Source organism: Desulfatiferula olefinivorans (assembly GCF_054657895.1).
The window spans coordinates 14176-38866 of sequence record NZ_BAAHXV010000004.1; the positions used below are offsets into that span (position 1 = coordinate 14176).

Below are 24691 nucleotides of genomic sequence, written 5' to 3' on the forward strand. Positions count from 1 at the left end.
GGCACCGTGTGACATGCGAAGGCATGTCCGGCTTTACTCTGTGTCTTTGTGCCTCTGTGAGAGCGATAAAACCGGCGTCTCGTCTCCGAAGGGGACGAGTGATTTCTCACGGAGACACAAAGTCACAAAGAGGGTGTCGTGTGTTCAAGCGGTGTATTCCCTGCCGGCACGGATGACGTGTTTAAGTCGACAGGATTGATCTGAGATCAATCCGCTGAGATGCTCACGGAGGCCGTTTTTTGCTTTTCTTCAAGGATATGAAACATGCGATTACCCTGCGGTGGGGGCCGGGGCATCGGAATCGGCCCTTTTCATTTCATTGAAAAGAGGGTATGCATGGCGGGCAGGGATTGACCGGAAAAGAGAAAAAAGCATGGATGAACACAGTCGGGTGGTGAAGGCGGCAGGCACGGTGGGGGGCTATACCCTCCTGAGCCGGATTCTGGGTTTTGTCCGGGATATGATCACGGCCAATTTTTTTGGGTCGGGCATGATCGCCGACGCGTTTTTTGCGGCCTTTCGCCTGCCCAATCTGATGCGACGCCTGTTTGCCGAAGGCTCCCTGGTTCTCTCCTTTGTCCCCGTGTTCACCGATGTGCTCGAAAAAAAAGGGCGGCATGAGGCCTTTCGGCTGGCGGGATCGGTCCAGAACATTCTCTGCCTGATGCTTGTGGCGCTCACCGTGCTGGGGCTGGTGCTCGCCCCCCTGATCCTGGCCCTTCTGGCACCGGGATTTGGCGAGAGTCCGGAAAAAATGGCCCTTGCCGTGACCCTGGCGCGGATTCTGTTTCCCTATGTTCTGTTTGTCTGTCTGGTGGCCCTGGCCATGGGGATTCTCAACAGCCTGGGGTATTTTTCAGCGCCGGCTCTGTCGCCGGTGTTGCTCAATGTGGTGATGATCCTGGCCCTTTTGATCGGGGTCCGGCTGTCCGATGATCCGGTGTTCCGGATCAAGGCCCTGGCCTGGGGGGTGATCGTCGGCGGGCTGGTTCAGCTGATCCTCCAGATTCCGTTTCTGATCCGTCTGGGTTACCGGTTCAGGGGTCCCCTGTTTCATCCCGGTCTGATCCGGATCGGCCGGATGATGCTGCCCTCGGTGTTGGGCGCGGGGGTGTACCAGGTGAACATCGTCGTCGGAACCGTGCTGGCGTCGCTGCTTATCGAGGGCAGCATCAGCTGGCTTTACTATGCGGACCGCGTGTTCCAGTTCCCCCTGGGACTCTTTGCCGTTTCCATGGGCACGGCGGTGTTGCCCACCTTGTCCCGTCAGGCGGCCATGGACGATCTGGAGGGACTCAAAGACACCTTTGCCCGGGGGCTGTCCTTTGTTTTTTTTATCACCCTTCCGGCCTGCGCGGGACTGGTGGCCTTGAGCGAGCCCATTGTGGGGGTTCTGTTTCTCCGGGGGGAGTTCGGGCCGGCCGACCTGGTGATGACGGCCCGGGCCCTCGTCTTCTACGCTCTGGGTCTGTGCGCGGTATCGGCGGTGAGGATCGCGGCGCCGGTGTTTTACGCCCGCCACGATGCCCGGACACCGGTGACCGTTGCGATCGTTGCCATTCTGGGCCATGTTGTGCTGAGCGTTCTTTTGATGGGGCCCATGGGGCATGCGGGCCTCGCCCTGGCCACCTCGCTGTCGGCCCTTATCAACGCCGCCCTGCTGGTTCGGGCCCTGCGGCGGGCCCTGGGTCCCTTGGGGGGACGGGCCATCGCTCTGTCGTTCTGCCGGTCCCTGGCCGGCGCCCTTTCGATGGGTCTGGGTGTATATGGTCTTGCGGGATATCTGTTTCCGGCCTATAATAGCCCCGTCCTTTTGCGGATCGGGGCACTTTCGCTGTGCATTGCCGCCGGTGTGGGGCTTTATGCCCTTTTTGCCCTGATTGTACGCAGTCCCGAACTTGGCCGCGTGATCGGCATGCTTCACTCAAAGGAAACGCGTGACGGTGAGCCCATTTAAGAAAATTGTCCTGGCCCTTTCCGGATTCGGCCTTCTTGTCCTGGCCCTGGTGATCGTTTTCAGGGAAAACGGTCTTCTGGATTTGAGGGCCAGGCGTCAGCAGCTGGCCCGGGCCGTGTCGGAAAACGAAGCGCTCGAGCAGAAAAACATGGCATTGTACCATGAGGTCCGGCGCCTGAAACACGATGACGTCTATCTGGACCATGTGGCCAGAAAGGAATTGGGCATGGTCAAGCACGACGAAATCATCATCAGGTTCCATTCGGATAAAAAGAAATGATGCGTCATCCCCATCGATTTTATACCCGAACCCTGGCGGACCTTTATCTGGCCCAGGGCTATCTGTCCGATGCCGAGGCGGCATACCGCTTTCTGCTTGATCAGCACCCGGATCACCCGGAAATTACGGCCGCCCTGGAACGGATCGCCCGTCTTCGGGGTCCGTCGGACCCGGGAGATCTGGTTTGTCTGATGAAAACCTGGGCCCGTCTGCTGCGCCGTGAAAAGCATCGGGCCGGATCGGATGGCACATGCTGACGGCACGTTCGATGGCGTTTGAGATCGGCCTGATTCTCCTTCTGGCCGTATTGACGGGCTTTGGCGTAAACGCCCTGTCTCCCCGCGGCATCGCCCTTGTGGGACAGTGGGATGTGGACAAGGGGGTCGTCACCGCCGCAGCGAAAAACGGCCCGGTGGTTCACGACCTCGAGATCCGGCGGGTCCGGGAGGCCTATGATCTGTTCCGGTCGGCCGGGGCGCTGTTTGTCGACGCCCGGGATGAATCCGTGTACCGGGAAGGGCACATCCGGGGGGCCGTATCCCTGTTTCCCTACGATTACGACCGTCTGTTCGGGGATTTCACGGCCCGGTATCCGGACCGGGACCGGCTGATCGTGACCTACTGCTCGGGCCGGGAATGCGAAGACAGCCATATGCTGGCCCAGTACCTGATCGAAGACGGCTACACCCGGGTCCGGGTGTTTATCGACGGGTACCCGGCGTGGGTTGCGGAGGGATTTCCGATTGATGTCACGGATTGACAGGATGTTGAAATCGCCCCGGGCGGAGTGTCTGGCCCGGTGGATTCTTGGGGGGGTGTTCGTTTATGCGAGCATCCACAAGATCACGGATCCCGGGTCCTTTGCCCGGATCATCTACGGATACCAGCTCGTTCCCGGCGTTTTGATCAACGCGCTGGCCATCGTCATGCCCTATGTGGAATTTTACGGCGGGGTATGCCTTGTGCTGGGGGTTTTCCCTCGGGCGGCGGCTGTTCTGATCGAAGGTCTGCTGGCCGTTTTCATTGCGGCCATCGCCGTCAACCTGGTCCGTGGGCACGAATTCGACTGCGGATGTTTTTCCGTGAACACGGGCAGTAATACCCTGTCGAACATCGAGCTGCTGGCCCGGGACCTTCTTCTGTTTCTTGTCGGCCTCATTCCCGTCGTTTTCAGGGGCAGGCCCCTGACGCTCAGGGACCTTTTCCGAGACCCTCATTCATAGCCGGCGATGGTCCGGAAAAATTTGCTGCGGTAAAGACAATGCTCGAGCCGGATCCGGATCACCTCATAGAATCGGCGTGCCGGAAAGCGCATCAGGGCGTACAGCCCTTTGACCAGTTTCATAACCTGCCTCCATGTTCGCGTGTTCGATCAGCGTCTGACGCGGGCCTGCGGGATTTTCGGTTGTCGGCCCCGAATGACTCAAAAAACGCTGTAACGGTATGCCTCCCGATATCAGATTTTCATTGCAGGATAAAGTCTTTTGTTGAAACCATGCGAATTTTCGGGTCACAGGTAGCGAATTTCCGTTTGTTCACGGGCGAAGGAGCCGTCCAGAATTTTTTCGAGGACGTCGACGATGTCACGGTGGCAGGGGTCACTGAAATGCTTGTACTCGTCGACAATGACCTTGAGTTTGGCGGGAATACGGTAATCGATGAGAATCAGTTCGTCCCGCTTCAGACCGCAGTTGTAGATCAGAAGATGCCGGCTGTCCCGGTTGACGTAGAGAAAGATGGGCGTATCCAGGCAGTTGGTGCGCATGACCCTGCTGTATCCCATGTTTTCCGCGCCGCTGAGCAGAAGGGGTCTGAGGGCTGAATCCTTGATCAGTGAAATCCGTTCCATCATCGTCACTCATGGGCCCGGACCGGGCCGTTTCAGGATGAAAAACTGCCTTTTCAAACGCATGAAATGCTGGTAGTGTCGTTAACTGACATTGCGGAAAACCCGAACGACGTGAGGGCTCATCCGGAGCCATCATATTTAAATCACACATGATGCGCTGGCCTCTGTCATAACAGTCTCCCTTCGGTCTGTCAAACCAAAACACCGCTGACCGGGGGACCGTGAGGATGACCGAAGACGGATCTGACGCGGACCGGATTTACGGCTGGAGTAACGATGATCAAAGTCACATACCGAAGTGCGCTGCTCAAAGAATTCATCAAGGCCCTGATGCTGATGATCTTCTGCACTACCCTCTGGTTTCAGGTGTTCGGTGATTTTATCAATATTTATTTCAGGGTCCTTGCCATTGTCGTGACGGCACTGTGTCTGCTGGGCCTGGCGGCGGTGCTTCAGTATATCAACCGGCTCGAAAAAACCATCAAAGAGGCTTACGGCGAATTGTGGTACGCCGACTGAGGCTGAAGGACGCGGACACGAAGAGAAGATGGGCCGATTCGTGACGGCAGGAGGCCGAAGCGTTCACCGGACAGACGGCGCCCGCTTCGGGTGCGGAACCGGAGTCCTCGCAGGGCCGATCAACGATGTCTTGACATAATCCGGCAGGTTGGGTATCTGTTACGGCGTTTAAAAAAGGACTGTTCCATCGGCCCAAGGGGCCGGTTAAGAATCATACGGGATAGCGACAGACAAGGCGGGAAGGGGTATCGCCCTTCTTTTTTGTTTTCGTCATCGGTAAGCCTCTGCGGCTTTTACCGGCTTTTTCCAGAAAAACCGGCCGCTGATCCGTACCGTGATCATTCTTCGTTTCAATGCTGACTGTTTTCGGACAGGTTTTGGAGGAACTTTATGACTGAAATCATTGATATCGTTGCACGTGAAATTCTTGATTCACGGGGCAATCCCACGGTGGAAGCCGATGTGACCCTGGCCTGCGGCGTGACCGGCCGTGCCGCCGTGCCCTCGGGCGCATCCACGGGGGTGCGTGAAGCCCTCGAACTGCGGGACAATGACAAGGGGCGCTATCTGGGCAAAGGGGTTCTGGCAGCCGTCCGCCATGTTCATGACCTCATCGCCCCCGAGCTGATCGGCATGGATGCGGCCCGCCAGAAAGACATCGACCAGGCCATGCTGGCCCTCGACGGCACCGAGAACAAATCCCGCCTGGGGGCCAATGCCGTTCTCAGCGTGTCCATGGCGGCCGCCCGGGCCGCGGCCATGGCTTACGACCTTCCCCTTTACCGCTATCTGGGCGGCATCAACGCCCGGATGCTGCCGGTCCCCATGATGAACATCATCAACGGCGGGGCCCATGCGGCCAACAGCCTGGACATCCAGGAATTCATGGTCATGCCGGTTTCCGCCGTCAATATCCGTGAAGCCGTGCGGATGGGGGCCGAGGTCTTTCATCATCTGAAAAAGATTTTAAAGGCCGAACGTCTCAATACGGCCGTGGGGGACGAGGGCGGGTTCGCTCCGGACCTTTCGTCCAACGAGCAGGCCCTCCAGTACATCATGAAGGCCATCGACGCCGCCGGGTACAAGGCGGGTTCGGATATCGCCATCGCCATGGACGCCGCGGCCAGCGAGTTTTTCAAGGACGGGAAATACGTTCTCGAATCCGACGGACGCAGCCTGAGCGCTGCGGACATGATCGACTACTACGCCGACCTTGTCGATCGGTATCCGATCATTTCCATCGAAGACGGTCTGGCTGAGGGGGACTGGGACAACTGGGCCCTGATGACGGAAAAACTCGGTTCCTCGGTGCAGCTGGTGGGTGACGATGTGTTCGTGACCAACCCGACGATCTTCAAAAAGGGCATCGGTGACGGGATCGCCAATTCCATTCTGATCAAGCTCAACCAGATCGGAACGGTCACCGAGACCATGGATGCCGTTGCCATGGCCAAACAGGCCGGTTACACCACGGTGATTTCCCACCGTTCCGGTGAGACGGCCGACACCTTCATCGCCGACCTGGCCGTGGCCCTCAACAGCGGTCAGATCAAGACCGGCTCTCTGTCGCGCAGCGACCGGATCGCCAAGTACAATCAGCTGATCCGTATTGAAGAGGAACTGGGCCAGGCCGCGGTGTTCTCCGGAGAGCTTCTGGTGGCACGGTCCTGATAGCAACACGGCGGGGGTATGGGGCGTTGAACGTGAAACGGTATGTCTGTCACATCATGGTGGGGCTGGCCCTGGTCGGGGTGTTCGGACCGGTTCGACCGGTTTGCGGCTATGTGCCGGGCACGGCCCAGATTGTCGACCAGTATCTGAAGACCGTGGGCGTCTGTGACAGCCTGACGGTCGAGCAGGAGCACGTCGTTTTCGATTCGACGCTTGAGACGGGCATGGCGGTTTTCAAGGAAACGGTCTCTTACCTGTTTCCGAATCGCTTTCGGTCGGACATCCGGTTGGCCGACGGCTCCGGCGGCCGCACGTTGGTGACGGCTCCGGGCCGGGCCCTGGTTCTGGTCGACGGCCGCGTGTCGGCGGACCGTCAATCCGGGTTTGACGTATACAAGGATGTGCTGCTGTTCAGAAACAGTCTGCTTTTCACGTCCGCGCTCGAACGTCTGGGCATCGATGGGACACAGACCCGGCTGGACCGGTTCGAGGATCGGGTGGTGTTCGTGATCGGCGGACGGGACACCCGGGGTCATACGATTCCGGCCCTTTTTCTGGACAAGAAAACCTTTCTGCCCCTGCGTCTGGTGATCACCGGTTCGGCCGACCATGACCGGGGCGATCTGATCGAAATCCTGTATCTGGACTGGAAAAAATACGGCAAAACCAAATACCCGTCCCGGATCGAGTGCTTCAGAAATCATGTTCTGGAACGGGATATCCGGGTCGAGAAAATCCTGATCGATCCGCCGCTTGACGAAGCCGTGTTCGATGTGACGGCCATCCGGGCCCAGGCTGTCGAGGCAGACACCCCGGCCGTCACGGCGGCTGAACCGGATTCCGAGGATCAGGTTGAAAAAACCATCGATGAATTGGGCCGGATCATCGACAAGGACCCTCTGGCCTTTTGACGCCGGCCCGTCCGGGAAAGACGGGCTTCAGGGCATGGGTAAACCGGTTATTGAATCATTGTGAAAAAACGCGAGGGGGAGGTGACATGGGAAACAGCACAAAATTCATATTCGTGACGGGGGGCGTCGTTTCCTCGCTGGGCAAGGGACTGGCGTCCTCGGTGATCGGGGCGCTTCTCGAGGCGCGGGGGCTGACCGTGTCCATCCAGAAACTCGATCCCTATATCAATGTGGATCCGGGTACCATGAACCCTTTTCAGCACGGGGAAGTGTTCGTCACCGACGACGGGGCGGAAACCGACCTCGATCTGGGGCACTACGAACGCTTCACCAGCGCCTCGCTGGGCAAGGACAACAACTTCACCACCGGCCGGATCTACAATTCCGTGATCACCAAGGAACGGCGGGGGGAATATCTGGGCGGCACCGTCCAGGTGATTCCCCACATCACCGACGAGATCAAACGGAGCATCCTGCTTCTTTCGGGCCGGGTGGATATCGCCATCATCGAAATCGGCGGCACCATCGGAGACATTGAAAGCCTGCCCTTCCTTGAAGCCATCCGCCAGCTGAGGGCCGATCTGGGCAAGGACAATGTCCTTTACATCCATCTGACCCTGATCCCCTACATCGCCGCCGCCGGCGAACTGAAAACCAAGCCCACCCAGCACAGCGTCAAGGAACTTCGAAGCATCGGTATCCAGCCGGACATTCTCTTGTGCCGTGCCGACCGGGAAATTCCCCAGGACATGAAATCCAAGATCGCCCTGTTCTGCAGCGTGGACAAGGACGCCGTAATCACGGCCAAGGATCTGGGTTGCATCTATGAACTGCCCCTTGTGTTTCACGAGGAAGGCCTTGACGAGAAAATCGTCAAGTGTCTGCATATCTGGACCCGGGCGCCCCGTCTGGGCAACTGGAAGGAATTCGTCGATCGGTTCAAGAATCCCAAATATGCGGTGACCATCGGCATCGTGGGCAAGTACGTGGATCTGACCGAGTCTTACAAGAGCCTCAATGAAGCCCTTTACCATGCCGGGATTCCCAATGACAGCCGGGTGACCCTCGAGTTCATCGATTCCGAAAAAATCGACGAATCCAACCAGGAGACCCTGCTCGGTCATCTGGACGGCATCCTGGTCCCCGGCGGATTCGGTTCCCGCGGGGTGGAAGGCAAGATCATGGCCGCCCGCTACGCCCGTGAGAATCATGTGCCTTACTTCGGGATCTGTCTTGGCATGCAGATCGCCGTCATCGAGTTCGCCCGTCACATCGCGGGGCTGACCGACGCCAACAGCACCGAGTTCGACAAGAAGACCCTGTACCCCGTCATCTATCTGATGAAAGAGTGGGTCAACGAACGCACCGGGGAGGTCGAACGGCGGGACGTGACCTCGGACAAAGGCGGGACCCTTCGACTGGGGGCCTATCCCTGCCGTCTCCAGAAAGAGACCTTCGCCTATGAAGCCTACGGACACGAGAATATTTCAGAGCGTCACCGTCACCGTTATGAGTTCAACAATGAATTTCTCGACATTCTCAGGAACAAGGGACTGGTGATCAGCGGCACCTCTCCCAACGGCGGGCTGGTGGAGATCGTCGAAATCCAGAACCATCCCTGGTACCTCGGTTGCCAGTTCCATCCGGAATTTAAATCCAAGCCCATGGCCCCCCACCCCCTGTTCGTGGATTTTATCCGCGCGTCCCTGAAAAAAGCCCGAAGTCAGTCATCATAGACAGACCCCGGCAGGGGCCCTGGTGCCCCTGCCGGATCGACACGCCTCTGCTTTGAATCACCGTTCCGTGAAGGAGAATACCATCCATGAAAGCGTCACAGTTGCGTAAAGGCCATGTGGTCAGTGTGAACGGTTCCCCGTTCCGTGTCCGCGATATCGAGGTGTCGACCCCCACCGCCCGGGGCGGAAACACCCTGTACCGGGTCAAATTCACCGGCGTCACCACCGGTCAGAATCTTGACCAGAGTTTCAAGAGTAATGACACCCTGGAAGAATTAACGCTGGACCGCCGTCCCATCACCTATCTGTACAGTGATCCGGACGGGTATCATTTTATGGATGCGGAGAATTTTGAGCAGTACTCGCTGGCTGTCGATCAGGTCGAGGATCAGAAGGACTGGCTGATCGAGAACATGGAAGGCCTTTTTGCCCTGCTTCTGGACGGACGCATCGTGGCCATCGAACTTCCCGCCGCCGTGGACCTGGACATTGTGGAGACGGCGCCGATGATCAAGGGGGCCACGGCCACCAGCCGGAACAAGCCGGCCACATTGAGCAACGGCCGGGTGGTGCTGGTGCCCGAGTATCTGTCCAGCGGAGAGCGGGTGCGGGTCAACACCGAAACCGGCAAGTTCATGTCACGGGTCAAATAGTTTCCATCCCTTTGGACTCTAAGGAAAGCAGGCGTTTTTTCAGGGCAAGACCTCCGGCATATCCCCGCAGATCCCCGTTTTTTCCGATGATCCGGTGGCAGGGGATGATGATTCCAATGGGATTGCGGGCAAGGGCCCCCGCCACGGCCCGGACCGCCGTCGGGCGTCCGACGGCACGGGCCAGGTCCTGATACGACATCGTTTCACCGTAGCCGACGTGGGCCAGGGCCGCCCAGACCATCTGCTGAAAATCCGTGCCCCGGGGCGCGAGGGGAAAGGACCAGTCGGGCCGCCGGCCGTTCAGGTAGGCCGATAAGGCCCGTCGAACCGGGGCAAGGGCGGCTTCATCCCTGATCGCAGGCTCCGGCAGGATGATCCCGGAGCCGTTGGACCGGTATTCGAGCCGGGTCAGGGCGCCGTTCTCGTTCATTACGAGAAGAAAGCCCCCCCAGTCGTTTTCCATCAGATCATACCGCACCATGGTCCTCATCGACGGTGCGTGAGAACCGTTTCTCATAGATCTTGTCCGTCTCGTCGACGACATGGGCATGCAGACTCCTGAACTCGTCGATCAGACGTCTGGCCAGATCGGTCAATTGGGAACCGCCCCCGGCGTCACCCCCGGTTTTGCGGTTCAGCAGCGGCGCCCCCAGCCCTTCCTCGGTGGCCTTGATCTTCCCCCAGAGTCCGCGGTAACTCATTTTCAACTCTTTGGCGGCGGCGTTGAGCGACCCGCAGCGGTCGATGGCCACCAGCATGCGCAGCCGTCCCAGCCCGAAAATCACATTCCCCTGATCATCCTCGATCCAGATTTTCGAACGGATATGGTAGTTTTGTGGTCGCTCTGCCATGACGTCATCCTTTCATTTCCGAAGGACTATGGCAAAAAAAACGCCGTGGCTCAAGGGTTTTGTGGACCGCGTCAGAGCGCCCGGCCGATGGGGCCGGGCGCTTTCGGTTTTTGATTCCGATACCGAGTGAGGCGGCAGGGGTCAGGGTAAGATGCGTTTTACGAAGCCGTCAGGGTTTGAGCATGCGGGGCATAACCCTGAGCAGGCGGAGCCCGCCGGCCAGGCGTTTGCCGAGGCCTGTGCCGTAGAAAAAATGGACCGCGCCCTTGATGCCCTGGTAGATGGACGCATCGAAGGGGTGCCACCAGAGGTTTCTCCGGGCAGGCGGGGTATAGTAATCGTGCACCACCACCTGGGGATAGGTCATTTCCGCAAAGCCGATGTCGCCGTGGGTCCTTCCGCCGCCGGTTTCCTTGGGGCCGCCCCAGGGGGTTTCGGCCAGGCCGTGGCTCATCAGGTGATCGTTGACCATGGCCACGCCGGTTTTGATCTGCCGTGCCAGATTCTCGGCTTTTTTCCGGTCTTTGGACCAGACCGAGCAGGTCAGGCCCAGGTTGGAATCGTTGGCCAGCGTCACCGCTTCGTCCATGGTTTTCACTTTCATGACCCCCACCACGGGGCCGAAGGTCTCATCGTTCATCACCAGCATGTCGTGGTTGACGTCGGTCAGCACCATGGGGGCCACAAAATGGGAGGTGTCCCCCGTTTTGGGCATTTTGGCCTGGGCGTAGATCACGGCGCCTTTGGACAGGGCGTCATCCACATGCCGTTTGACCGTCTCCACCTGGCGAAGGGTGGTCATGGCGCCGATGTCGGTTGTGAAATCGGTGTCATAGCCCACCTTCAGGCGTTCGGTTTTCTGTTTGAGGATGGACAGGAACGAGGTGTAGACCGATTCATGGACGTAGATTCTTTCGACACCGCCGCAGGACTGGCCCGCATTCTGGAATCCGGCCCAGATGGCGCCCGTGGACGCCCGGTAAAGATCGGCGTCTTCACAGACCAGCATGGCGTCGTTGCCGCCCAACTCCAGGCAGACCGGGGTGAGGGTTTTGGCCGCCAGTTCGGACAGTTGCTTGCCCACGGAAACCGAACCGGTGAAGAACAGCTTGTCGATGCCGTTGTCGAGCAGGGCCTTGGACGCTTGGGAACCCCTCAGGTTCACGTAGGAAAACACGCCCTTGGGCAGACCGGCGGCCTCGATGCATTTGGCAAGGGCAAGACCGGCGAGCTGGGTTTCCGTGGCGGCTTTGAGAATCACGCAGTTCCCGGCCAGAAGAGCCATGATGACTTCGGAAAAGGGGATGGAGAACGGATAGTTCCACGGCGAGATAATGCCCACGACACCGTAGGGAACCCGGACGATCTTGCTTTTTTTGTTGATCAGGAGAAGCCCGCCGGGCATGAGGGATCGGTCCTTGAGAAAGGATTTGGCCTTGCGGCAGTAGTAGGCCACGGCGGCGACGGCAGGGAAAATTTCCGAAGCCAGGGCGTCGATGCGTGTTTTTCCGTTGTTCCGGGCCACGGCTTCGGCCAGCTCGTCCATGTGTGCAACCATGTACGGCCGGATCTTGGCGATCATGGCGACGCGCTCTTTGACCGATAGGGCCTGCCAGGCGGGCTGGGCGGCCCGGGCGTCTTCGATAAAGCGGGCCACGGTTTCGGGGCTGTGGATCGGCGAGTAACCGATGATTTCGGATGTGGCGGGGTTTACACACGGGGTCGTCTCGTCCGATGACAGGGGGGCGTTCTGGTACATGGGGACTCCTTTATGGATGAAGGGAACGAATTGTCGACAATCGATTTTGATTCAGGTAACACACACCCATCCATTGTGTCAAGAATGACATAATGGATGGGTGTAAAAAAACGGTTGGGATAAGGGGAGGGGCGCTCAGCCGTGGCGTCGGGTGATTTTCTCGAACATCACCACCAGCCCGGCGGAAAGGGTGTACAGCGACCGGATGGGGAGCTTCTCTTCGACCCGGGCGTCGAAGAACACATTTAAGTCGGAGCCCATGCCTTCATCGGGTTTCCAGTAGCAGATCAGGACCGGCACCGTTGGAAAGGGGTGAAGCACCAGAGAGATGTCCGATTCGTAATGGTTGTCCACCTTTTTCCCGTTGAACAGGCGCACCAGGTCCTCGAACAGCTCGGTGTGGGTGTCGGCAATGGCTTTCAGAGGTTTTTCACAGCGCTGGTCGAACAGACGGAAGCCGTCTTTGCCGCCGGGCAGCTCCCGGTAGGGCACCCAGTTGCCCGAAAGACCCGTGTGCCGTGCGTTTATGACATGCTGATAAAAGGGCACGGCAAACCAGTGATTGATGTGGATATCGGTGATCAGCCGTCCGTCTTCGGTCAGATGCACTTCCTTGCCCAGACATCGGACGGTCAGGCGGCCGTTTTCGAAGGTTCCGCCCACGGCATCGGCCCGTTCGGCCAAATCGATATCCCGGATTTTCATTTTCAGTTCGTCCATCAGGGCAAAGAACCCGTCGTCTCTTGGGGTGAAGGCCGTTTCTTCCGATGCGTGGGCCGCGATGACCGAAGGGGGGAGTTTCGGGCAGTCGGACAGCTTCATTTTGCCGGTAAACACCTCGGCCGCGAAGGCCATGCAGGTTTTTTGGTTGCACCTTCGGCAGTTGGACTTGTCGAGCAGTTTGAAGATTTCCATGAGGTTCTTGAACTGTGCCATGGTACCTCCTTGCAGGATTGCGTTATTTTTTTCAGGCATTATAACCCCCTGACCCGCCGAAAGGTCAAAGAAAAAACAGGTCCGAAGGGTGTCAAATGAAAAAAACGCATTATATTGTGGTCCGGTCATCCGGCGTAACGGCCGGTGAAACCCTTTGCAAATCAAACGGGTCTGTGCTTGAACGGGCAAGACATCTTTTTTATGTGACTGACGGGGAAAACACGCATGGCGGATTCGAAAAAACCAAAAGGACGTCCGGAGACCGAAACCGAGATCATCCTTGAAAGCATCTCCGACGGGGTGTTCACCGTGGATCATGAATGGCGGATCATGAGTTTCAACCGTGCCGCCGAAGAGATCACCGGCATTCCCCGGAACGAGGCCATCGGCCGTTACTGCTGGGAGGTGTTCCGGTCCAACATGTGCGAGAGGGACTGCGCGCTCAGGAAAACCATGAAAGAGGGGCGGGCCTTTGTCAGCAGTTCCACCTATATCATCAACCGGGACCGGAAACGCATTCCCATCACGGTGTCCACCTCCCTTTTGCGGGACCAGAAGGGAAAGGTGCTGGGGGGCGTGGAAACCTTCCGGGACCACAGTCTGGTCGAAGAGCTTCGCAAGGAGCTGACCTCGCGGTTTCAACTGGGGGACATGGTCAGCGGTTCCGAGGCCCTGAAAAAGATCTTCGCCATCCTGCCCCAGGTGTCTGAAAGCAGCAGTACGGTGCTCATTCAGGGTGAAACCGGAACGGGCAAGGAACTTCTGGCCCGGGCCATCCATGATCTCAGCCCCCGGAAAGACAAGCCCTTTTTTGCCATCAACTGCGGGGCCCTGCCCGACACCCTTCTGGAATCCGAACTGTTCGGTTATAAGAAAGGCGCGTTTACCCACGCGGAAAAGGACAAGCCCGGCCATTTCGCCCTGGCCGAAGGCGGCACGATCTTTCTCGATGAAATCGGCGACACCAGTCCGGCCTTTCAGGTCAAGCTTCTGCGGGTTCTGGAAGAGAAGGCCTATCTGCCCCTGGGCGGCCTGAAAAAGGAGAAAACCGATACCCGGATTATCGCGGCCACCAACCGGGATCTGGCTGCCATGGTCGAGGCAGGGGATTTCAGACGGGATCTGTATTACCGCATCAATGTGGTTCGCCTGTTTCTGCCCCCCCTGCGTGAGCGCATGGAAGACATCCCCCTTCTGGTCGAACGGTTCATCGCCAAAATGAACCGGATCAGGGGCTCCTATGTGAGCGGCCTGTCCCATCCGGCCCTTGCCCGTCTGATGGCCCACGATTATCCGGGCAACATCCGGGAACTTGAAAACATCATCGAACACGCCTTCATTCTCTGCTCCGAGGGGGAAATCGAACTTCGCCATCTGCCGGCGGCCTTTGCCGACAGCCCCATGCCCGATGCGCCGAAGGTGTCGAGCGACCCGGTCCGGGCCGCCGAAACCGACCTTCTGATCCGCACCCTCACCGAACACGGCAACAACCGCCAGGCCGCCGCCCGGGCCCTGGGCATCAACAAGAGCACCCTGTACCGCAAAATGAAACGTCTGGGCATTCCTCTGCCCGAGGGCGACGGACGGTCTCAGTGACCGGTCCATGCCGTCGCGTTATTGCCCCGTAACCGGCGCATATCCGATGCATTTGTGCGACGGTGACTGGTTGGTTTTGTTTTACCTCCCGCAATCATTTCTTGCATAACATTCTTTAATCAAACGATTTGTTTTCGATTTGACCGGAGCACCCCCTTTTCGGCACGGTTGTCGCATGGTGGGATAGCGGTTGCGCCCTGACCGGCGGACCGGAGACCCGGACCACGGCAAATAAATGCCGGGGCCGGTTTAGTGTTAACTGGAATCGGCGGTATGATGAATGTGGCGTTTACAGTCTGGGAAGACCGGATTTCTCCGGTGTTCGATGCGGCTCATGATCTGATGGTCGCGGTGATTGACGATCGGTGTGTCCGTGAGAAGCGTTTTTTTTCCTTTGATCCCAATCGGGTGGCCACATTGATCGGCATGCTTCGGCACGATGCGGTGGATGTCCTGGTCTGCGGTGCCATTTCCGAAACTCCGGCCCGGCTGATATCGGAAAGCGGCATCCATCTGATTCCCTTTATCTCCGGAAATGTGGATCGTGTCCTTGCCGCCGTTGCAACGGGTCGCCCCCTGACGCCGGTGTTTCTGATGCCGGGCTGCGGTCGGAGACGGCCGATGTGCGGCCGAAGGGCCGGATGCCCCCGGGTGGCCGTTGACGGCCGTGAGGGGAAAGAACGAGGCACGGGACCGGGCGGAAATATAAAAAACAAGGCCTGACGGGTCATTAACGACGGTGAAGGACGGATAAAACGGTGAAGATGACATTTCTGCTGGTCTGTGACGGACCGGAAAAACTCAAGGGATTGGAGGCGGGCCTGACGGGTCTGGCCGACACAAAGGTTGTGCGCATGGATTCAGGGTCGACGGTTCTTGCGGGCCTCGAAAACAAGACCCTTTCGGCGGACCTCTTCGTGGTCGACGACACCGTGGGCGGCCTGCCGGGTATGAAACTGATCGAACAAATGGTGGCCGTCAATGCCATGGTCAACACGGCCCTGGTCAGCGACCTCTCCGATGAGGACTTTCACGAATACACCGAGGGACTCGGTATCCTGATACGTATCCCCAAGGACGCCAAACCGGCCGATGCGGCCCGTGTGGCCGAGCACCTGGGCAAGGTACTGAGCCTTTATCAACAGATGGGGTCATAAGGAAAACGTCATGAAGATCAGTGTTGCAAGCGGTAAGGGAGGGACGGGTAAAACCACGGTGGCCACCAATCTGGCCTTCTCCCTGGGCAAACGGGCCATGATTCTCGACTGCGATGTGGAAGAACCCAATGCCCATCTTTTTTTAAATCCGGTCATCGAGACGTCGGAGACGGTGTCGGTCACGGTGCCCGAGGTCAACATGAGCCGATGCACCCTCTGCCGGAAATGCGCAGAGATCTGCCGGTTCCGGGCCATTGCCGTGGTGGGAAAATCCGTGGTGGTGTTCCCCGAACTCTGCCACAGCTGCGGCGGCTGTTTCGAAGTCTGCCCGGAAAACGCCCTGAACGAGGGGTCGCGCGAACTCGGACAGGTGGAAGCGGGCCGGGTCGATGGCCTGAATTTCGCCATGGGCTGCCTGAGGGTGGGGGAAGCCATGAGCCCGCCTCTTATTAAAAATGTGCTGGCCCGGGTCCAGGAGGATCGCATCAACATCATCGACGCGCCGCCGGGAACGTCCTGTCCGGTGATCGCCGCCATGAAGGGATCGGACTTCGTGCTGATGGTCACCGAGCCCACCCCCTTCGGGCTCCATGATCTGGTACTCGCGGTGGAGGCGGTCAAGGTGCTGGGGCTGCCCCACGGGCTGGTGATCAACCGGGCCGACATGGGCGATGACCGGGTCAGGAATTACGCGAGGCAGGAAGGGATTCCCATTCTTCTGGAGATCCCCTATGACAGAAACATCGCCGAATGTTATTCAAGGGGTGTGTTGATCGCCGAAGAATGGCCCGAGTGGAAAGAGATCTTTCAGGAAGTGTTTCAGAAAATTCAATCGTGTCTGCTGTGACACGGACGGTGCGGGTGTAAGTTATGCAGGAAATCAGAGAGTTGGTTGTCATCAGTGGTAAGGGCGGGACGGGCAAGACCAGTCTGACGGCGGCCTTTGCCTCGCTTTGTCAAAACAGTGTGCTGTGCGATGCCGATGTGGATGCGGCGGACCTTCATCTCCTGATGGCGCCCGAGGTGCTGACCCGGACGGATTTCAAGGGCGGCTTCGAAGCGCACATCCGCAAGGACGACTGCATCGAGTGCGGCCGGTGCCGGGAGCTGTGTCGCTTCGACGCCGTTTCCGAGGACTATGTCATCGACCCCATCGCGTGCGAGGGCTGCGGGGTCTGCGTGGATTTCTGCCCGGAGAAGGCCATTGATTTTCCGGAAAAAACATGCGGCGAGTGGTATCTGTCCAACACCCGCTTCGCTCCCATGGTCCATGCGCGGCTGGGTATCGCCGAGGAAAATTCCGGCCGTCTGGTCAGTCTGATCCGTCAGCAGGCCAGAGTCTATGCCGAGACCCACGGCCGGGATCTGATCATCACCGACGGCCCTCCGGGTGTGGGATGCCCGGTGATCGCCGCCCTCAGCGGAGCCACCGCCGTGTGCATCGTTACCGAGCCGACGGTGTCGGGTCTTCACGATATGGAACGGGTGGTCCGTCTGGCGGCCCATTTCAAGATCCCCGGCATGGTTCTGGTCAACAAATGCGACCTGAACCCCGACATGACCGCAAAGATCGAAGCCCTGGCCAAGGAAAGAAACATCACCCACCTGGGAAATCTTCCCTATGATTCGTTTTTCACCAAGGCAATGATCGAGGGAAAAACCATCATGGAATACGGGGAGGATTCCGATATGAAGAAAAACGTACGATTGATCTGGAATAAAATCATGGTGTCTCCCGCGCTGAATTCGAAGGGGATCATTGATTTCAGGCAGGTCATCAAATAACGGCCGTGGCCGCCTTGTAAAGCGCCCGGCCTGCAACGACGAATGAAAGACGTTTGACGCGGTGCGACCGTCGTCTTTCATATAAACACAAACAAGGAGATGTACGAAGTATGATAAGCGGAAGAATTGCAGTTCCCTCCATGAACCCCGGGGGACTCGACGGGATGAGAGCCGGCCATTTCGGCCACTGTGACGTGTTCACCCTGATCGATGTGAAAGACGGTGAAATCATCGAAGTGAAAACCATCGACAACATGGAGCATGTTCAGGGCGGGTGCATGGTGCCCGTGAACCTTCTGGCCGGCCACAAGGTCAATTACCTGGTGGTGGGCGGTATCGGCATGCGTCCCCTGATGGGTTTCAAACAGGTGGGCATCGAGGTGTTCCACGATGACCAGCGTCCGGAAATCCGTCCGGTGGTGGAAGACTTGATTGCCGGGAAACTTTCCATGATCCGTCAGGATCAGGTCTGCGGCGGCGGTGGCGGCCGTTAAAACCCCATCCGAGGGAGGTGCAGCATGAAAATTGCGATCACATCACGGGGCAAAGACCTGGACGCCCAGGTGGATCCCCGTTTCGGTCGGGCCGCCTACATTGTCCTGGTGGATTCCGATACCCTGGCCTTCGAGGTCATCGACAATTCTGAAAATCTCAATGCCTTCAAGGGTGCGGGGATCCAGGCGGCTACCCTGGTCAGCGACAAGGGGGCCGAGGTTCTTCTGACCGGGCACTGCGGTCCCAACGCCTTCAAGGCCTTGGATGCCGCCGGCGTCAAGGTGGCCAACGACGCCCAGGGAACCGTCCGGGACGTGGTGGCCGCGTTCAACGAAGGCAGGTTCACCTACGCCACGGAAGCCGATGTGGACGGCCACTGGTAACAGATAGACGGTTTGGGGCGGCGGACGGGCAGTTGGGATAAAACCATAAGACGATCAGGGACATGACCTGTCCTGCCGCCGCCCCAATTTTGAGGGCTTCGAAAAATGTCCGATATCTGCGTTACGCGTCAGCCCTCGTCACTGCGGCGTACCCTCAGTACGCCTCATTCCTCGGCCTTCGCAAGCCTTGATCTCGAACATTTTTCGAAGCCGTCTAAATATTGACATTTGATGAGACCCTCAATGTTCACCCCAGGGCAGGGACGCCGTTTCTGCCCGACAACCGATGAAAGGACCGGATCGATGAAAAAAGTTGCAGTGGTTGGTTGCGGCTCGTACATGGACAGCGGATACGGATGCCCCGGCGAATGGCGTTGCCTCAAGGCCGCCGCCATGGGCGAGGGAACCTTTGATGAACCCAAGGCCGTGGTGGCCTTCGTGAAATGCCAGTGTCCCGGCCGCAGCATGGTGGCCAATACCGGCATGGCCGTCAAACTTCTCGAGATGAAACCCGATGAAATTTATCTGAGTTCCTGTATGGTTAACGCCAAACCGGGTTGCCCCTACAGCACCCCCGAAGAAAAAGCCGCCATGATCGAAGGAAAAACCGGCATCAAGGTGACGCTGGGCACCCACGCCTACCCCTGATGCTTTAGAAAAGGCCCTATTCACTTGAGAAAATGGTAAATCATTATGCCGATTTATGACTTCATGTGCAACGACTGCGGAAAACTCTCGGAGATTCTTGTGACGTCGGCCGATCAGGAACCGGTCTGCCGGTTTTGCGGCGGACGGAAGCTGGAAAAACGCATGTCCGCCCCCTCGTCCTACACCGGAAGCCGGTCCATGCCGGGCCCCGGTGACACGGCCTGCTGCGGGTCCTCTCCGGACAAGGCGGCAGGCTGCGCCGGACCGGGCAGCTGTTGCGGTCGGACCCAGGGCTGGTAAGTCAGACGGGTGCGGCTCTTTTGTAACATGGGGAGTCTCTTGATCTGATCCACGTTGTTCCGGAAGCGTCGCGCCCGAATCATATCATCGCTTCGGCGAAGGTCCGGGGATCGAAATCCTGGAGGTCGCCGATCTGTTCTCCCACCCCCACATACTTGAGCGGTACATTCAGGGTATGGCTGATGGCAACGGCAATACCGCCTTTGGCCGTACCGTCCAGCTTGGTCAGGGCGATGCTGCTGATGCCGATGGCCTCATTGAACAGTCTGGCCTGCTGAAGGGCGTTCTGGCCCGTGGTGCCGTCTAAAACCATCAGGGTTTCATGGGGCGCACCGGGGAGTTTGGCGGCCACGGTGCGCTTGATCTTTTTCAGTTCTTCCATCAGGTTGACCTTGGTATGCAGTCGTCCGGCCGTGTCGATGATCACGATATCCACATGGCGGGAAAGGGCGGCCTCCATGCCGTCGAAGGCCACGGCGGCCGGGTCGGAGTTGTCCTTGTGGCGTACGATGGAGGCGCCGGAGCGTTCGGCCCAGATGCCCAGCTGTTCCGATGCGGCGGCCCGGAAGGTGTCGGCGGCCACGATCAGCACCGATTTTCCCCGGCCGACGAACCGGGCGGCCAGCTTGCCGATGGTGGTGGTCTTGCCCACGCCGTTGACGCCGACGACCATGATCACATGGGGGCCCGAGGGCGGAAGACCGGCTTCGACCTGGCCGACGTTGAGCATGGAAAAAATCTCTTCGCGCATGGCCGTTTTCAGATTCTCGGCCGAGGTGATGAACGAGGACCGACAGGACAGGTTTTCGATCAGTTTCATGGACGTTTCGACCCCCACGTCCGAGGTGATCAGCAACTCCTCCAGTTCTTCGAGCATGGCGTCATCGAACCCTGTCCCCCCCAGAAACAACTTGTCCACCCTGGCCGACAGGGCTTTGCGGGTCTTTGCCAGGCCGCTTCGGATCGTGCCGATCATTCCGGCCGGGGCGTCGGCTTTCGGGGGCGCAGGGGCCGGTTCTTCAGCCTGAGCCCCCGACTCGGGCGTGCCTTTCGCCGGTCGGGGGGCCGAGGGCCGGGGCTGTGCGGCCGTTTTTTTTCGGGCGGCCTTTCGCCGGAGGACGATCCACAGTAAAACGAGGTCGCTCAGCAGAATCAGGGCGATGATCCAAAGCAGCATCGTTTCGGGGACTCCCGTCAGGGCTGAAAGTCGGGTCAGAAGGGGTGCCGCCGCCGCCGTCACGGTGTCGGCCGTCTGTGTGATAGACGCGGTCAGCTGTTCGATGAGCCGAGCTGGTTCGATAGTAGTCATGGGGTATCCTTACAAAGGTTCTCAATCGGTGATCCCGGGGATCGATAACGCAAGAACCTATGACAGCTTGGCCGATTAGTCAACAGGGCGCTTTCGAAAAAATCAAGGCATTCGGCGGTTTGAGCGTATGTTTCATCCGTTGGTTCAGGCCACCGCCGCCCGATCCTGTTCCGGGTCGGGCAGGCCCGAGAGGTTCACCGAAACGATTTTGGACACGCCTTTTTTCTCCATGGTCACACCGAACAGGATGTCGGCGAACTCCATGGTCAGCTTGTTGTGGGTGATCATCAGGATCTGGGACTGTTTTCCGATGTGCCTGACCAGGGCGTTGAAGCGCATCACGTTGGCGTCGTCCAGGGGGGCGTCGATCTCGTCCATGATGCAGAACGACGAGGGCTTGATCAGGAAGATGGAAAAGACGAAGGCAATGGCCGACAGGGCCTTTTCCCCGCCGGACAGCAAAGACAGCCGGGTGAGCCGCTTGCCGGGCGGCTGGATCATCAGCTCCACGCCCGTGGTCAGGGGCGAGGACGGCTCCGTGAGAACCATCCTGGCCGATCCCCCCTCGAACAGGGTGGGAAACAGTTCGCCCAGTTTGTCGTTGATCAGGTTGAAGGTTTCGAGGAACCGTTCCTGGGAGACCCGGTTGATTTTGGCGATGATGGCTTCGAGGTCGGAAAGGGACCGTGTCAGGTCGTTCTGCTGGTCGATCAGGAAATCGTAGCGGGTTTTCAGTTCCTCGAATTCGGAAATGGCCGACAGGTTCACATCCCCCAGCTGGGTGATTTTGCGGGTCAGATCCTTGAGCTCCGTTTCCATGGCCGTGATGTCGAAGGCGGAAAGCGAGGCCGTGTCGACCTCCTTTTCCTCGAATTCCAGGCTGTACTGGTTGATCCGGTGATGGTATTTTTCCTCGATCCGGGCGGTGAGGCTCTCCCGCTTGAGCCGGAGCTGGGACAGTTCAAGCTCTAAGGCCTGAAGCCTTCCGTTGTCCCGGTCCCGTTCCTTGAGCCGTTCCGCCCTGAGGCGTTCCTTCTCCCTCCGAGAGGCTTCGATGGCCGCAAGGCCGTTTCGGGCCACCCGGTCCTCCTCGGCCGTCCGGGCAAGGTCTTTGGCCAACTGATCCAGCAGGCCCCGGTCCGCATCCAGGGTCCGGCTGATCTGCTCCGATCGTTCCTTCTTTTCAAACATCTCCTGCTCGAGCCTTGATTTCCGTTTCTGTCCTTCAAAAAGAAAGCCCTCCAGGCGCTTGAGGGAGGTGCGGTGGTTGTCCCGCCTTGCGGCAAGGGAGGTGATGCGGACCTGTAGATCAACCACGGCCTTGTTCCGGGCTTCGAGAAGGCTGCTTACGTCGGTCACCGTTGCGGCGGATGATTCCAGGCGGCCTTCGATCACCCGGATATCGTCCCCGATATGCTGGAGACGGTCCGACAGTTCGCTGATTTCCTGCTCGATATCCTCCCGTTCACCGGCCAGTTGTTCCTGCTCCAACTCAAGAACCGTCCGACGCTTTTTGGCCTGTTTGAGGGTCTCCTCACTGAGAAGCTGGGCTCTTTCCGCCTCCTGTTTTTCGGTTTCGGCATCGTTCAGTGCGTCGCCAAGGCCCTGTTCCTCAGCCCGCAGGGCCGACATGGCCTGATCCAGCCTGTCGAGGTCCTGCCTGAGATCCCGCTGCCGGGCCTCCATGGAACGGATGAGGGCTTCGAGTTCCTCAATTTCCTGCTTTTTATGAAAAATCGAGTTGTCTGTGTCCCTGCTGCCGCCGATGATCAGTCCCCGTTCGGTGATCAGATCACCATCCAGGGTCACCCGGGGGCCCCGGTGATCCGGAAGGGACAGGCCCGCCGCAAGGCTTGGAACCACGAGGGCATTGGCCAACAGAGTCCGGGCCAGATTCCGGTCATCGTCGTCAAGGTCCATGTGGTCGATCAGAGACGTGCACCCCTCAGGCACCGGGGACGCGGGCGGCGGGCGAAGACCCAGGCGGACAAGGAAGCCGCATTGTCCTTCCCGCTGTGTCCTGAGATGATCGATCAGGTCCAGGGCTTCTTCAGGGGCATCAACCAGGACCGCCTGAAGGGCCTCGGCGAGGACGGCTTCGGCGGCGGCTTCGTACCCCGGTGCAGGGCGGAGACGTTCGGCAACCAGACGTTGCGCCGAGACGTTTCCGTCCTTGTTGAGCGTCTTCATCACCGTCTTCACACCCTTCTGGTACCAGCCGAACTGGTCGTGGATGGCCGCAAGGGTCGTGTACCGTGAACGGTGGCCGCTGTGTTCCATGTCCAGTGTTCTTAACGCGGCACGCCGGTCGGTGTGGTCGGCTGCATGCCGGGCCAGTTCCCCCCGAACTCGATCCCGATCCCGGCTCAGATCCCGGAGGGTCAGTCGGAGTTCTTCCAGGGCCAGATCGGCCTGCTTTTTCTCGTTTCGGGCCTCGTCGAGACGTCGGGACGAATCCAGGAAATCCTCGTCGATGCGTCGCAAGCGCCGGTCCAGATCGATTTCCCGCTGGCGTGCGTGATCGAGAATGCTGCCCGCCCGGGCCTGGTCTCCGGCCAGCACCATGTGCTGCCGGTGCAGGTCTTTGACGCTTTTCTCCAGGTCCTGAAGCTGTGTTTTCAGAGTGTCCCGGGCCTCCCGCTCTCCGGCCAGTTCGCTTTCGGCCCGGATCAGGTCATCGTCGAGGCCCTCATGGCTGCTTCGGGCCTGTTCGATTTCCCGGGCCAGTTCCTGATTTTTTCGATCCAGCTCTTCGGCGTGGGCTTCGGCGTCGATCATTTCCCGACCCAGCCGGTCGATGTCCCGGGTCAGATGCTCCCGGTCGTTTTCTTTTTTGTCGACGGCACGCTGGAGGTCGAAACGCTGCTGCTCCAGGTCTTCGATGATCTCCCGCTGCCGGGCGGCGTCCCGGGCGATGCCCGAAAGGCGGGCATCTATCTCGATCAGTTCCCGGGATCGACGTTCCTCCGCCTCGGACAGGTCGGCGCAGGCCGTCCGTTTGGCGGAGATGTCCCGGCTGTACCGGTCGAAATACCAGAGGGCGATGCGGATATCCAGGTCCCTTGCCCGGCTCCGGTATTCCTTGAATTTTTTGGCTTTGGCGGCCTGGCGGTCCAGGCTTTCGATCCGGCGTTTGAGTTCGGTGATGATGTCGGACAGCCGAAGCAGGTTTTCTTCGGTGCTTTTGATGCGGGAGAGGGTTTCTTTTTTTCGTTCCTTGAATTTGGTGATGTCGGCGGCGTCTTCGATGAAGAAGCGCCTTTCCTCGGGCCCTGCGTCGGTCAGTGCCCCGATGTTGCCCTGCTGAATGACCGCAAAGGAATGCTTCCCCGATCCGCTGCCCAGGAACAGGTTGTGGATGTCCTTGAGGCGGCAGGGCTGCCGGTTGATCAGATAGGCGCTTTCCCCGGACCTATAGATCCTTCGGGTGATCATGATTTCCGTGTAGGGGTTCATCGTCGATTCGGCGGCGTCGCCCCCGCTGTTGTCAATGGTCAGCGATACCTCTGCCATGTTCAGAGGCTGTTTGCCGTCGGCCCCGGCGAAAATCAGATCCTCAACGGCTTTGCCGCGAAGCTGCTTGACGCTTTGTTCACCCATGACCCACCTGAGCGCATCGACGATATTGCTCTTGCCGCAGCCGTTGGGACCCACCACGGCGGTGATGCCCCTTGGAAACACAAGGGAAACCTTTTCCTGGAAGGATTTGAAGCCGGCGATGTCGAGTTTGATCAGACGCATGGGCAACGGGCCTTTGTCCCGGTCGGGTGACGGATGACGGTCGGGGCGGCGGACCCCCTGGGGCTCCACCCTGAATTTACACTTCTCATAACATGGGACGCCCGACTTGTAAAGCCGGGGATGCTTTTAAGAAAAAAGAGCTGAATCAAGTAGTT

At 58.9% G+C, this 24691-nt stretch carries 27 protein-coding genes; 19 read left to right on the forward strand and 8 right to left on the reverse strand.

What is annotated here, in order from left to right:
• The first annotated feature begins 373 nt into the window (after nucleotides 1–373).
• From murJ to ACYQ11_RS04360, 5 genes are read left to right on the forward strand one after another with little or no spacing between them, the layout of a single operon-like run.
• Nucleotides 374–1957, forward strand: coding sequence for a murein biosynthesis integral membrane protein MurJ (murJ, locus tag ACYQ11_RS04340; RefSeq protein ID WP_459922521.1), 1584 nt, complete (start codon nucleotides 374–376; stop codon nucleotides 1955–1957).
• The gene (locus tag ACYQ11_RS04345; RefSeq protein WP_459922522.1) at nucleotides 1944–2237 is read left to right on the forward strand and encodes an FtsB family cell division protein; all 294 of its coding nucleotides are present in this window, start codon (nucleotides 1944–1946) and stop codon (nucleotides 2235–2237) included. Before murJ ends, ACYQ11_RS04345 begins: the two co-directional genes overlap by 14 nt.
• On the forward strand, nucleotides 2234–2494 hold the full coding sequence (locus ACYQ11_RS04350; RefSeq protein ID WP_459922523.1) for a tetratricopeptide repeat protein: 261 nt from the start codon (nucleotides 2234–2236) through the stop codon (nucleotides 2492–2494). The genes ACYQ11_RS04345 and ACYQ11_RS04350 overlap by 4 nt, the downstream gene beginning before the upstream one ends.
• Nucleotides 2488–2997: a rhodanese-like domain-containing protein gene (locus ACYQ11_RS04355; RefSeq protein ID WP_459922524.1), complete on the forward strand. Its 510-nt coding sequence runs from the start codon at nucleotides 2488–2490 to the stop codon at nucleotides 2995–2997. The genes ACYQ11_RS04350 and ACYQ11_RS04355 overlap by 7 nt, the downstream gene beginning before the upstream one ends.
• Before the next feature lie 4 nt (nucleotides 2998–3001).
• Nucleotides 3002–3460: a MauE/DoxX family redox-associated membrane protein gene (locus ACYQ11_RS04360; protein ID WP_459922525.1), complete on the forward strand. Its 459-nt coding sequence runs from the start codon at nucleotides 3002–3004 to the stop codon at nucleotides 3458–3460.
• Here ACYQ11_RS04360 and ACYQ11_RS04365 read toward each other — a convergent pair.
• Both ACYQ11_RS04365 and ACYQ11_RS04370 read right to left on the reverse strand, forming a co-directional pair.
• Nucleotides 3451–3582: a hypothetical protein gene (locus ACYQ11_RS04365; RefSeq protein ID WP_459922526.1), complete on the reverse strand. Its 132-nt coding sequence runs from the start codon at nucleotides 3580–3582 to the stop codon at nucleotides 3451–3453. The two genes, ACYQ11_RS04360 and ACYQ11_RS04365, sit on opposite strands and share 10 nt — an antisense overlap.
• 165 nt (nucleotides 3583–3747) lie before the next feature.
• Nucleotides 3748–4089 carry a hypothetical protein gene (locus tag ACYQ11_RS04370; RefSeq protein WP_459922527.1) on the reverse strand — a complete coding sequence of 114 codons (342 nt, stop codon included), beginning with the start codon at nucleotides 4087–4089 and terminating at the stop codon, nucleotides 3748–3750.
• Nucleotides 4090–4362: 273 nt separating this feature from the next.
• Between ACYQ11_RS04370 and ACYQ11_RS04375 the strand changes: the two genes are divergently transcribed.
• The 5 genes from ACYQ11_RS04375 (at nucleotide 4363) to efpL (ending at nucleotide 9576) form a co-directional block, all read left to right on the forward strand.
• Nucleotides 4363–4605, forward strand: coding sequence for a hypothetical protein (locus ACYQ11_RS04375; protein WP_459922528.1), 243 nt, complete (start codon nucleotides 4363–4365; stop codon nucleotides 4603–4605).
• Nucleotides 4606–4995: 390 nt separating this feature from the next.
• Nucleotides 4996–6276, forward strand: coding sequence for a phosphopyruvate hydratase (gene eno, locus ACYQ11_RS04380; protein WP_459922529.1), 1281 nt, complete (start codon nucleotides 4996–4998; stop codon nucleotides 6274–6276).
• A 32-nt stretch (nucleotides 6277–6308) separates the two neighbouring features.
• On the forward strand, nucleotides 6309–7187 hold the full coding sequence (locus ACYQ11_RS04385) for a hypothetical protein (protein WP_459922530.1): 879 nt from the start codon (nucleotides 6309–6311) through the stop codon (nucleotides 7185–7187).
• A gap of 86 nt (nucleotides 7188–7273) precedes the next feature.
• Entirely contained in the window at nucleotides 7274–8923 is a 1650-nt protein-coding gene (gene pyrG / locus ACYQ11_RS04390; protein ID WP_459922531.1) for a CTP synthase, read from the forward strand.
• 86 nt (nucleotides 8924–9009) lie between these two features.
• Nucleotides 9010–9576 carry an elongation factor P-like protein EfpL gene (efpL, locus tag ACYQ11_RS04395; RefSeq protein ID WP_459922532.1) on the forward strand — a complete coding sequence of 189 codons (567 nt, stop codon included), beginning with the start codon at nucleotides 9010–9012 and terminating at the stop codon, nucleotides 9574–9576.
• Here the strand turns inward: efpL and ACYQ11_RS04400 are convergent.
• The 4 genes from ACYQ11_RS04400 to ACYQ11_RS04415 form a co-directional block, all read right to left on the reverse strand.
• A complete protein-coding gene (locus tag ACYQ11_RS04400; RefSeq protein ID WP_459922533.1) occupies nucleotides 9569–10057 on the reverse strand; it encodes a methylated-DNA--[protein]-cysteine S-methyltransferase in 489 nt (162 codons plus the stop codon). The genes efpL and ACYQ11_RS04400 overlap by 8 nt on opposite strands.
• Nucleotides 10044–10427 (reverse strand): winged helix-turn-helix domain-containing protein, encoded by a 384-nt coding sequence (locus ACYQ11_RS04405; RefSeq protein ID WP_459922534.1) that lies wholly within the window; start codon nucleotides 10425–10427, stop codon nucleotides 10044–10046. Before ACYQ11_RS04405 ends, ACYQ11_RS04400 begins: the two co-directional genes overlap by 14 nt.
• 169 nt (nucleotides 10428–10596) lie before the next feature.
• Nucleotides 10597–12186 carry an aldehyde dehydrogenase family protein gene (locus ACYQ11_RS04410; RefSeq protein WP_459922535.1) on the reverse strand — a complete coding sequence of 530 codons (1590 nt, stop codon included), beginning with the start codon at nucleotides 12184–12186 and terminating at the stop codon, nucleotides 10597–10599.
• A gap of 135 nt (nucleotides 12187–12321) precedes the next feature.
• Nucleotides 12322–13122: a DUF3786 domain-containing protein gene (locus ACYQ11_RS04415; RefSeq protein WP_459922536.1), complete on the reverse strand. Its 801-nt coding sequence runs from the start codon at nucleotides 13120–13122 to the stop codon at nucleotides 12322–12324.
• Between the two features lie 225 nt (nucleotides 13123–13347).
• Between ACYQ11_RS04415 and ACYQ11_RS04420 the strand changes: the two genes are divergently transcribed.
• The 9 genes from ACYQ11_RS04420 to ACYQ11_RS04460 all read left to right on the forward strand — a co-directional run bounded on the left by ACYQ11_RS04420 (nucleotide 13348) and on the right by ACYQ11_RS04460 (nucleotide 19486).
• A complete protein-coding gene (locus ACYQ11_RS04420; RefSeq protein WP_459922537.1) occupies nucleotides 13348–14718 on the forward strand; it encodes a sigma-54 interaction domain-containing protein in 1371 nt (456 codons plus the stop codon).
• A gap of 273 nt (nucleotides 14719–14991) precedes the next feature.
• Nucleotides 14992–15441, forward strand: coding sequence for a NifB/NifX family molybdenum-iron cluster-binding protein (locus ACYQ11_RS04425; RefSeq protein WP_459922538.1), 450 nt, complete (start codon nucleotides 14992–14994; stop codon nucleotides 15439–15441).
• Between the two features lie 35 nt (nucleotides 15442–15476).
• Nucleotides 15477–15875 carry a hypothetical protein gene (locus ACYQ11_RS04430; RefSeq protein WP_459922539.1) on the forward strand — a complete coding sequence of 133 codons (399 nt, stop codon included), beginning with the start codon at nucleotides 15477–15479 and terminating at the stop codon, nucleotides 15873–15875.
• Between the two features lie 10 nt (nucleotides 15876–15885).
• The gene (locus ACYQ11_RS04435; RefSeq protein ID WP_459922540.1) at nucleotides 15886–16722 is read left to right on the forward strand and encodes an ATP-binding protein; all 837 of its coding nucleotides are present in this window, start codon (nucleotides 15886–15888) and stop codon (nucleotides 16720–16722) included.
• Nucleotides 16723–16763: 41 nt separating this feature from the next.
• A complete protein-coding gene (locus ACYQ11_RS04440) occupies nucleotides 16764–17660 on the forward strand; it encodes an ATP-binding protein (RefSeq protein WP_459922541.1) in 897 nt (298 codons plus the stop codon).
• A 110-nt stretch (nucleotides 17661–17770) separates the two neighbouring features.
• The gene (locus ACYQ11_RS04445) at nucleotides 17771–18154 is read left to right on the forward strand and encodes a NifB/NifX family molybdenum-iron cluster-binding protein (RefSeq protein WP_459922542.1); all 384 of its coding nucleotides are present in this window, start codon (nucleotides 17771–17773) and stop codon (nucleotides 18152–18154) included.
• Between the two features lie 24 nt (nucleotides 18155–18178).
• Nucleotides 18179–18538: a NifB/NifX family molybdenum-iron cluster-binding protein gene (locus tag ACYQ11_RS04450; RefSeq protein WP_459922543.1), complete on the forward strand. Its 360-nt coding sequence runs from the start codon at nucleotides 18179–18181 to the stop codon at nucleotides 18536–18538.
• 303 nt (nucleotides 18539–18841) lie between these two features.
• Entirely contained in the window at nucleotides 18842–19186 is a 345-nt protein-coding gene (locus tag ACYQ11_RS04455) for a CGGC domain-containing protein (RefSeq protein ID WP_459922544.1), read from the forward strand.
• Nucleotides 19187–19231: 45 nt separating this feature from the next.
• Nucleotides 19232–19486 carry an FmdB family zinc ribbon protein gene (locus ACYQ11_RS04460; RefSeq protein ID WP_459922545.1) on the forward strand — a complete coding sequence of 85 codons (255 nt, stop codon included), beginning with the start codon at nucleotides 19232–19234 and terminating at the stop codon, nucleotides 19484–19486.
• Nucleotides 19487–19565: 79 nt separating this feature from the next.
• Here ACYQ11_RS04460 and ftsY read toward each other — a convergent pair whose 3' ends face one another.
• The gene (ftsY, locus tag ACYQ11_RS04465) at nucleotides 19566–20795 is read right to left on the reverse strand and encodes a signal recognition particle-docking protein FtsY (RefSeq protein ID WP_459922546.1); all 1230 of its coding nucleotides are present in this window, start codon (nucleotides 20793–20795) and stop codon (nucleotides 19566–19568) included.
• A gap of 144 nt (nucleotides 20796–20939) precedes the next feature.
• Entirely contained in the window at nucleotides 20940–24536 is a 3597-nt protein-coding gene (gene smc, locus ACYQ11_RS04470; protein WP_459922547.1) for a chromosome segregation protein SMC, read from the reverse strand.
• Nucleotides 24537–24691: the final 155 nt, after the last annotated feature.

Coding starts and splice junctions, on each gene's coding strand:
- murJ (WP_459922521.1), top strand. CDS start 374: ATGGATGAACACAGTCGGGTGGTGAAGGCGGCAGGCACGGTGGGGGGC.
- ACYQ11_RS04350 (WP_459922523.1), top strand. CDS start 2,234: ATGATGCGTCATCCCCATCGATTTTATACCCGAACCCTGGCGGACCTT.
- ACYQ11_RS04355 (WP_459922524.1), top strand. CDS start 2,488: ATGCTGACGGCACGTTCGATGGCGTTTGAGATCGGCCTGATTCTCCTT.
- ACYQ11_RS04360 (WP_459922525.1), top strand. CDS start 3,002: ATGTTGAAATCGCCCCGGGCGGAGTGTCTGGCCCGGTGGATTCTTGGG.
- ACYQ11_RS04365 (WP_459922526.1), bottom strand. CDS start 3,582: ATGAAACTGGTCAAAGGGCTGTACGCCCTGATGCGCTTTCCGGCACGC.
- ACYQ11_RS04370 (WP_459922527.1), bottom strand. CDS start 4,089: ATGATGGAACGGATTTCACTGATCAAGGATTCAGCCCTCAGACCCCTT.
- ACYQ11_RS04375 (WP_459922528.1), top strand. CDS start 4,363: ATGATCAAAGTCACATACCGAAGTGCGCTGCTCAAAGAATTCATCAAG.
- eno (WP_459922529.1), top strand. CDS start 4,996: ATGACTGAAATCATTGATATCGTTGCACGTGAAATTCTTGATTCACGG.
- pyrG (WP_459922531.1), top strand. CDS start 7,274: ATGGGAAACAGCACAAAATTCATATTCGTGACGGGGGGCGTCGTTTCC.
- efpL (WP_459922532.1), top strand. CDS start 9,010: ATGAAAGCGTCACAGTTGCGTAAAGGCCATGTGGTCAGTGTGAACGGT.
- ACYQ11_RS04400 (WP_459922533.1), bottom strand. CDS start 10,057: ATGGTGCGGTATGATCTGATGGAAAACGACTGGGGGGGCTTTCTTCTC.
- ACYQ11_RS04405 (WP_459922534.1), bottom strand. CDS start 10,427: ATGGCAGAGCGACCACAAAACTACCATATCCGTTCGAAAATCTGGATC.
- ACYQ11_RS04410 (WP_459922535.1), bottom strand. CDS start 12,186: ATGTACCAGAACGCCCCCCTGTCATCGGACGAGACGACCCCGTGTGTA.
- ACYQ11_RS04415 (WP_459922536.1), bottom strand. CDS start 13,122: ATGGCACAGTTCAAGAACCTCATGGAAATCTTCAAACTGCTCGACAAG.
- ACYQ11_RS04420 (WP_459922537.1), top strand. CDS start 13,348: ATGGCGGATTCGAAAAAACCAAAAGGACGTCCGGAGACCGAAACCGAG.
- ACYQ11_RS04425 (WP_459922538.1), top strand. CDS start 14,992: ATGATGAATGTGGCGTTTACAGTCTGGGAAGACCGGATTTCTCCGGTG.
- ACYQ11_RS04435 (WP_459922540.1), top strand. CDS start 15,886: ATGAAGATCAGTGTTGCAAGCGGTAAGGGAGGGACGGGTAAAACCACG.
- ACYQ11_RS04445 (WP_459922542.1), top strand. CDS start 17,771: ATGATAAGCGGAAGAATTGCAGTTCCCTCCATGAACCCCGGGGGACTC.
- ACYQ11_RS04450 (WP_459922543.1), top strand. CDS start 18,179: ATGAAAATTGCGATCACATCACGGGGCAAAGACCTGGACGCCCAGGTG.
- ACYQ11_RS04455 (WP_459922544.1), top strand. CDS start 18,842: ATGAAAAAAGTTGCAGTGGTTGGTTGCGGCTCGTACATGGACAGCGGA.
- ACYQ11_RS04460 (WP_459922545.1), top strand. CDS start 19,232: ATGCCGATTTATGACTTCATGTGCAACGACTGCGGAAAACTCTCGGAG.
- ftsY (WP_459922546.1), bottom strand. CDS start 20,795: ATGACTACTATCGAACCAGCTCGGCTCATCGAACAGCTGACCGCGTCT.
- smc (WP_459922547.1), bottom strand. CDS start 24,536: ATGCGTCTGATCAAACTCGACATCGCCGGCTTCAAATCCTTCCAGGAA.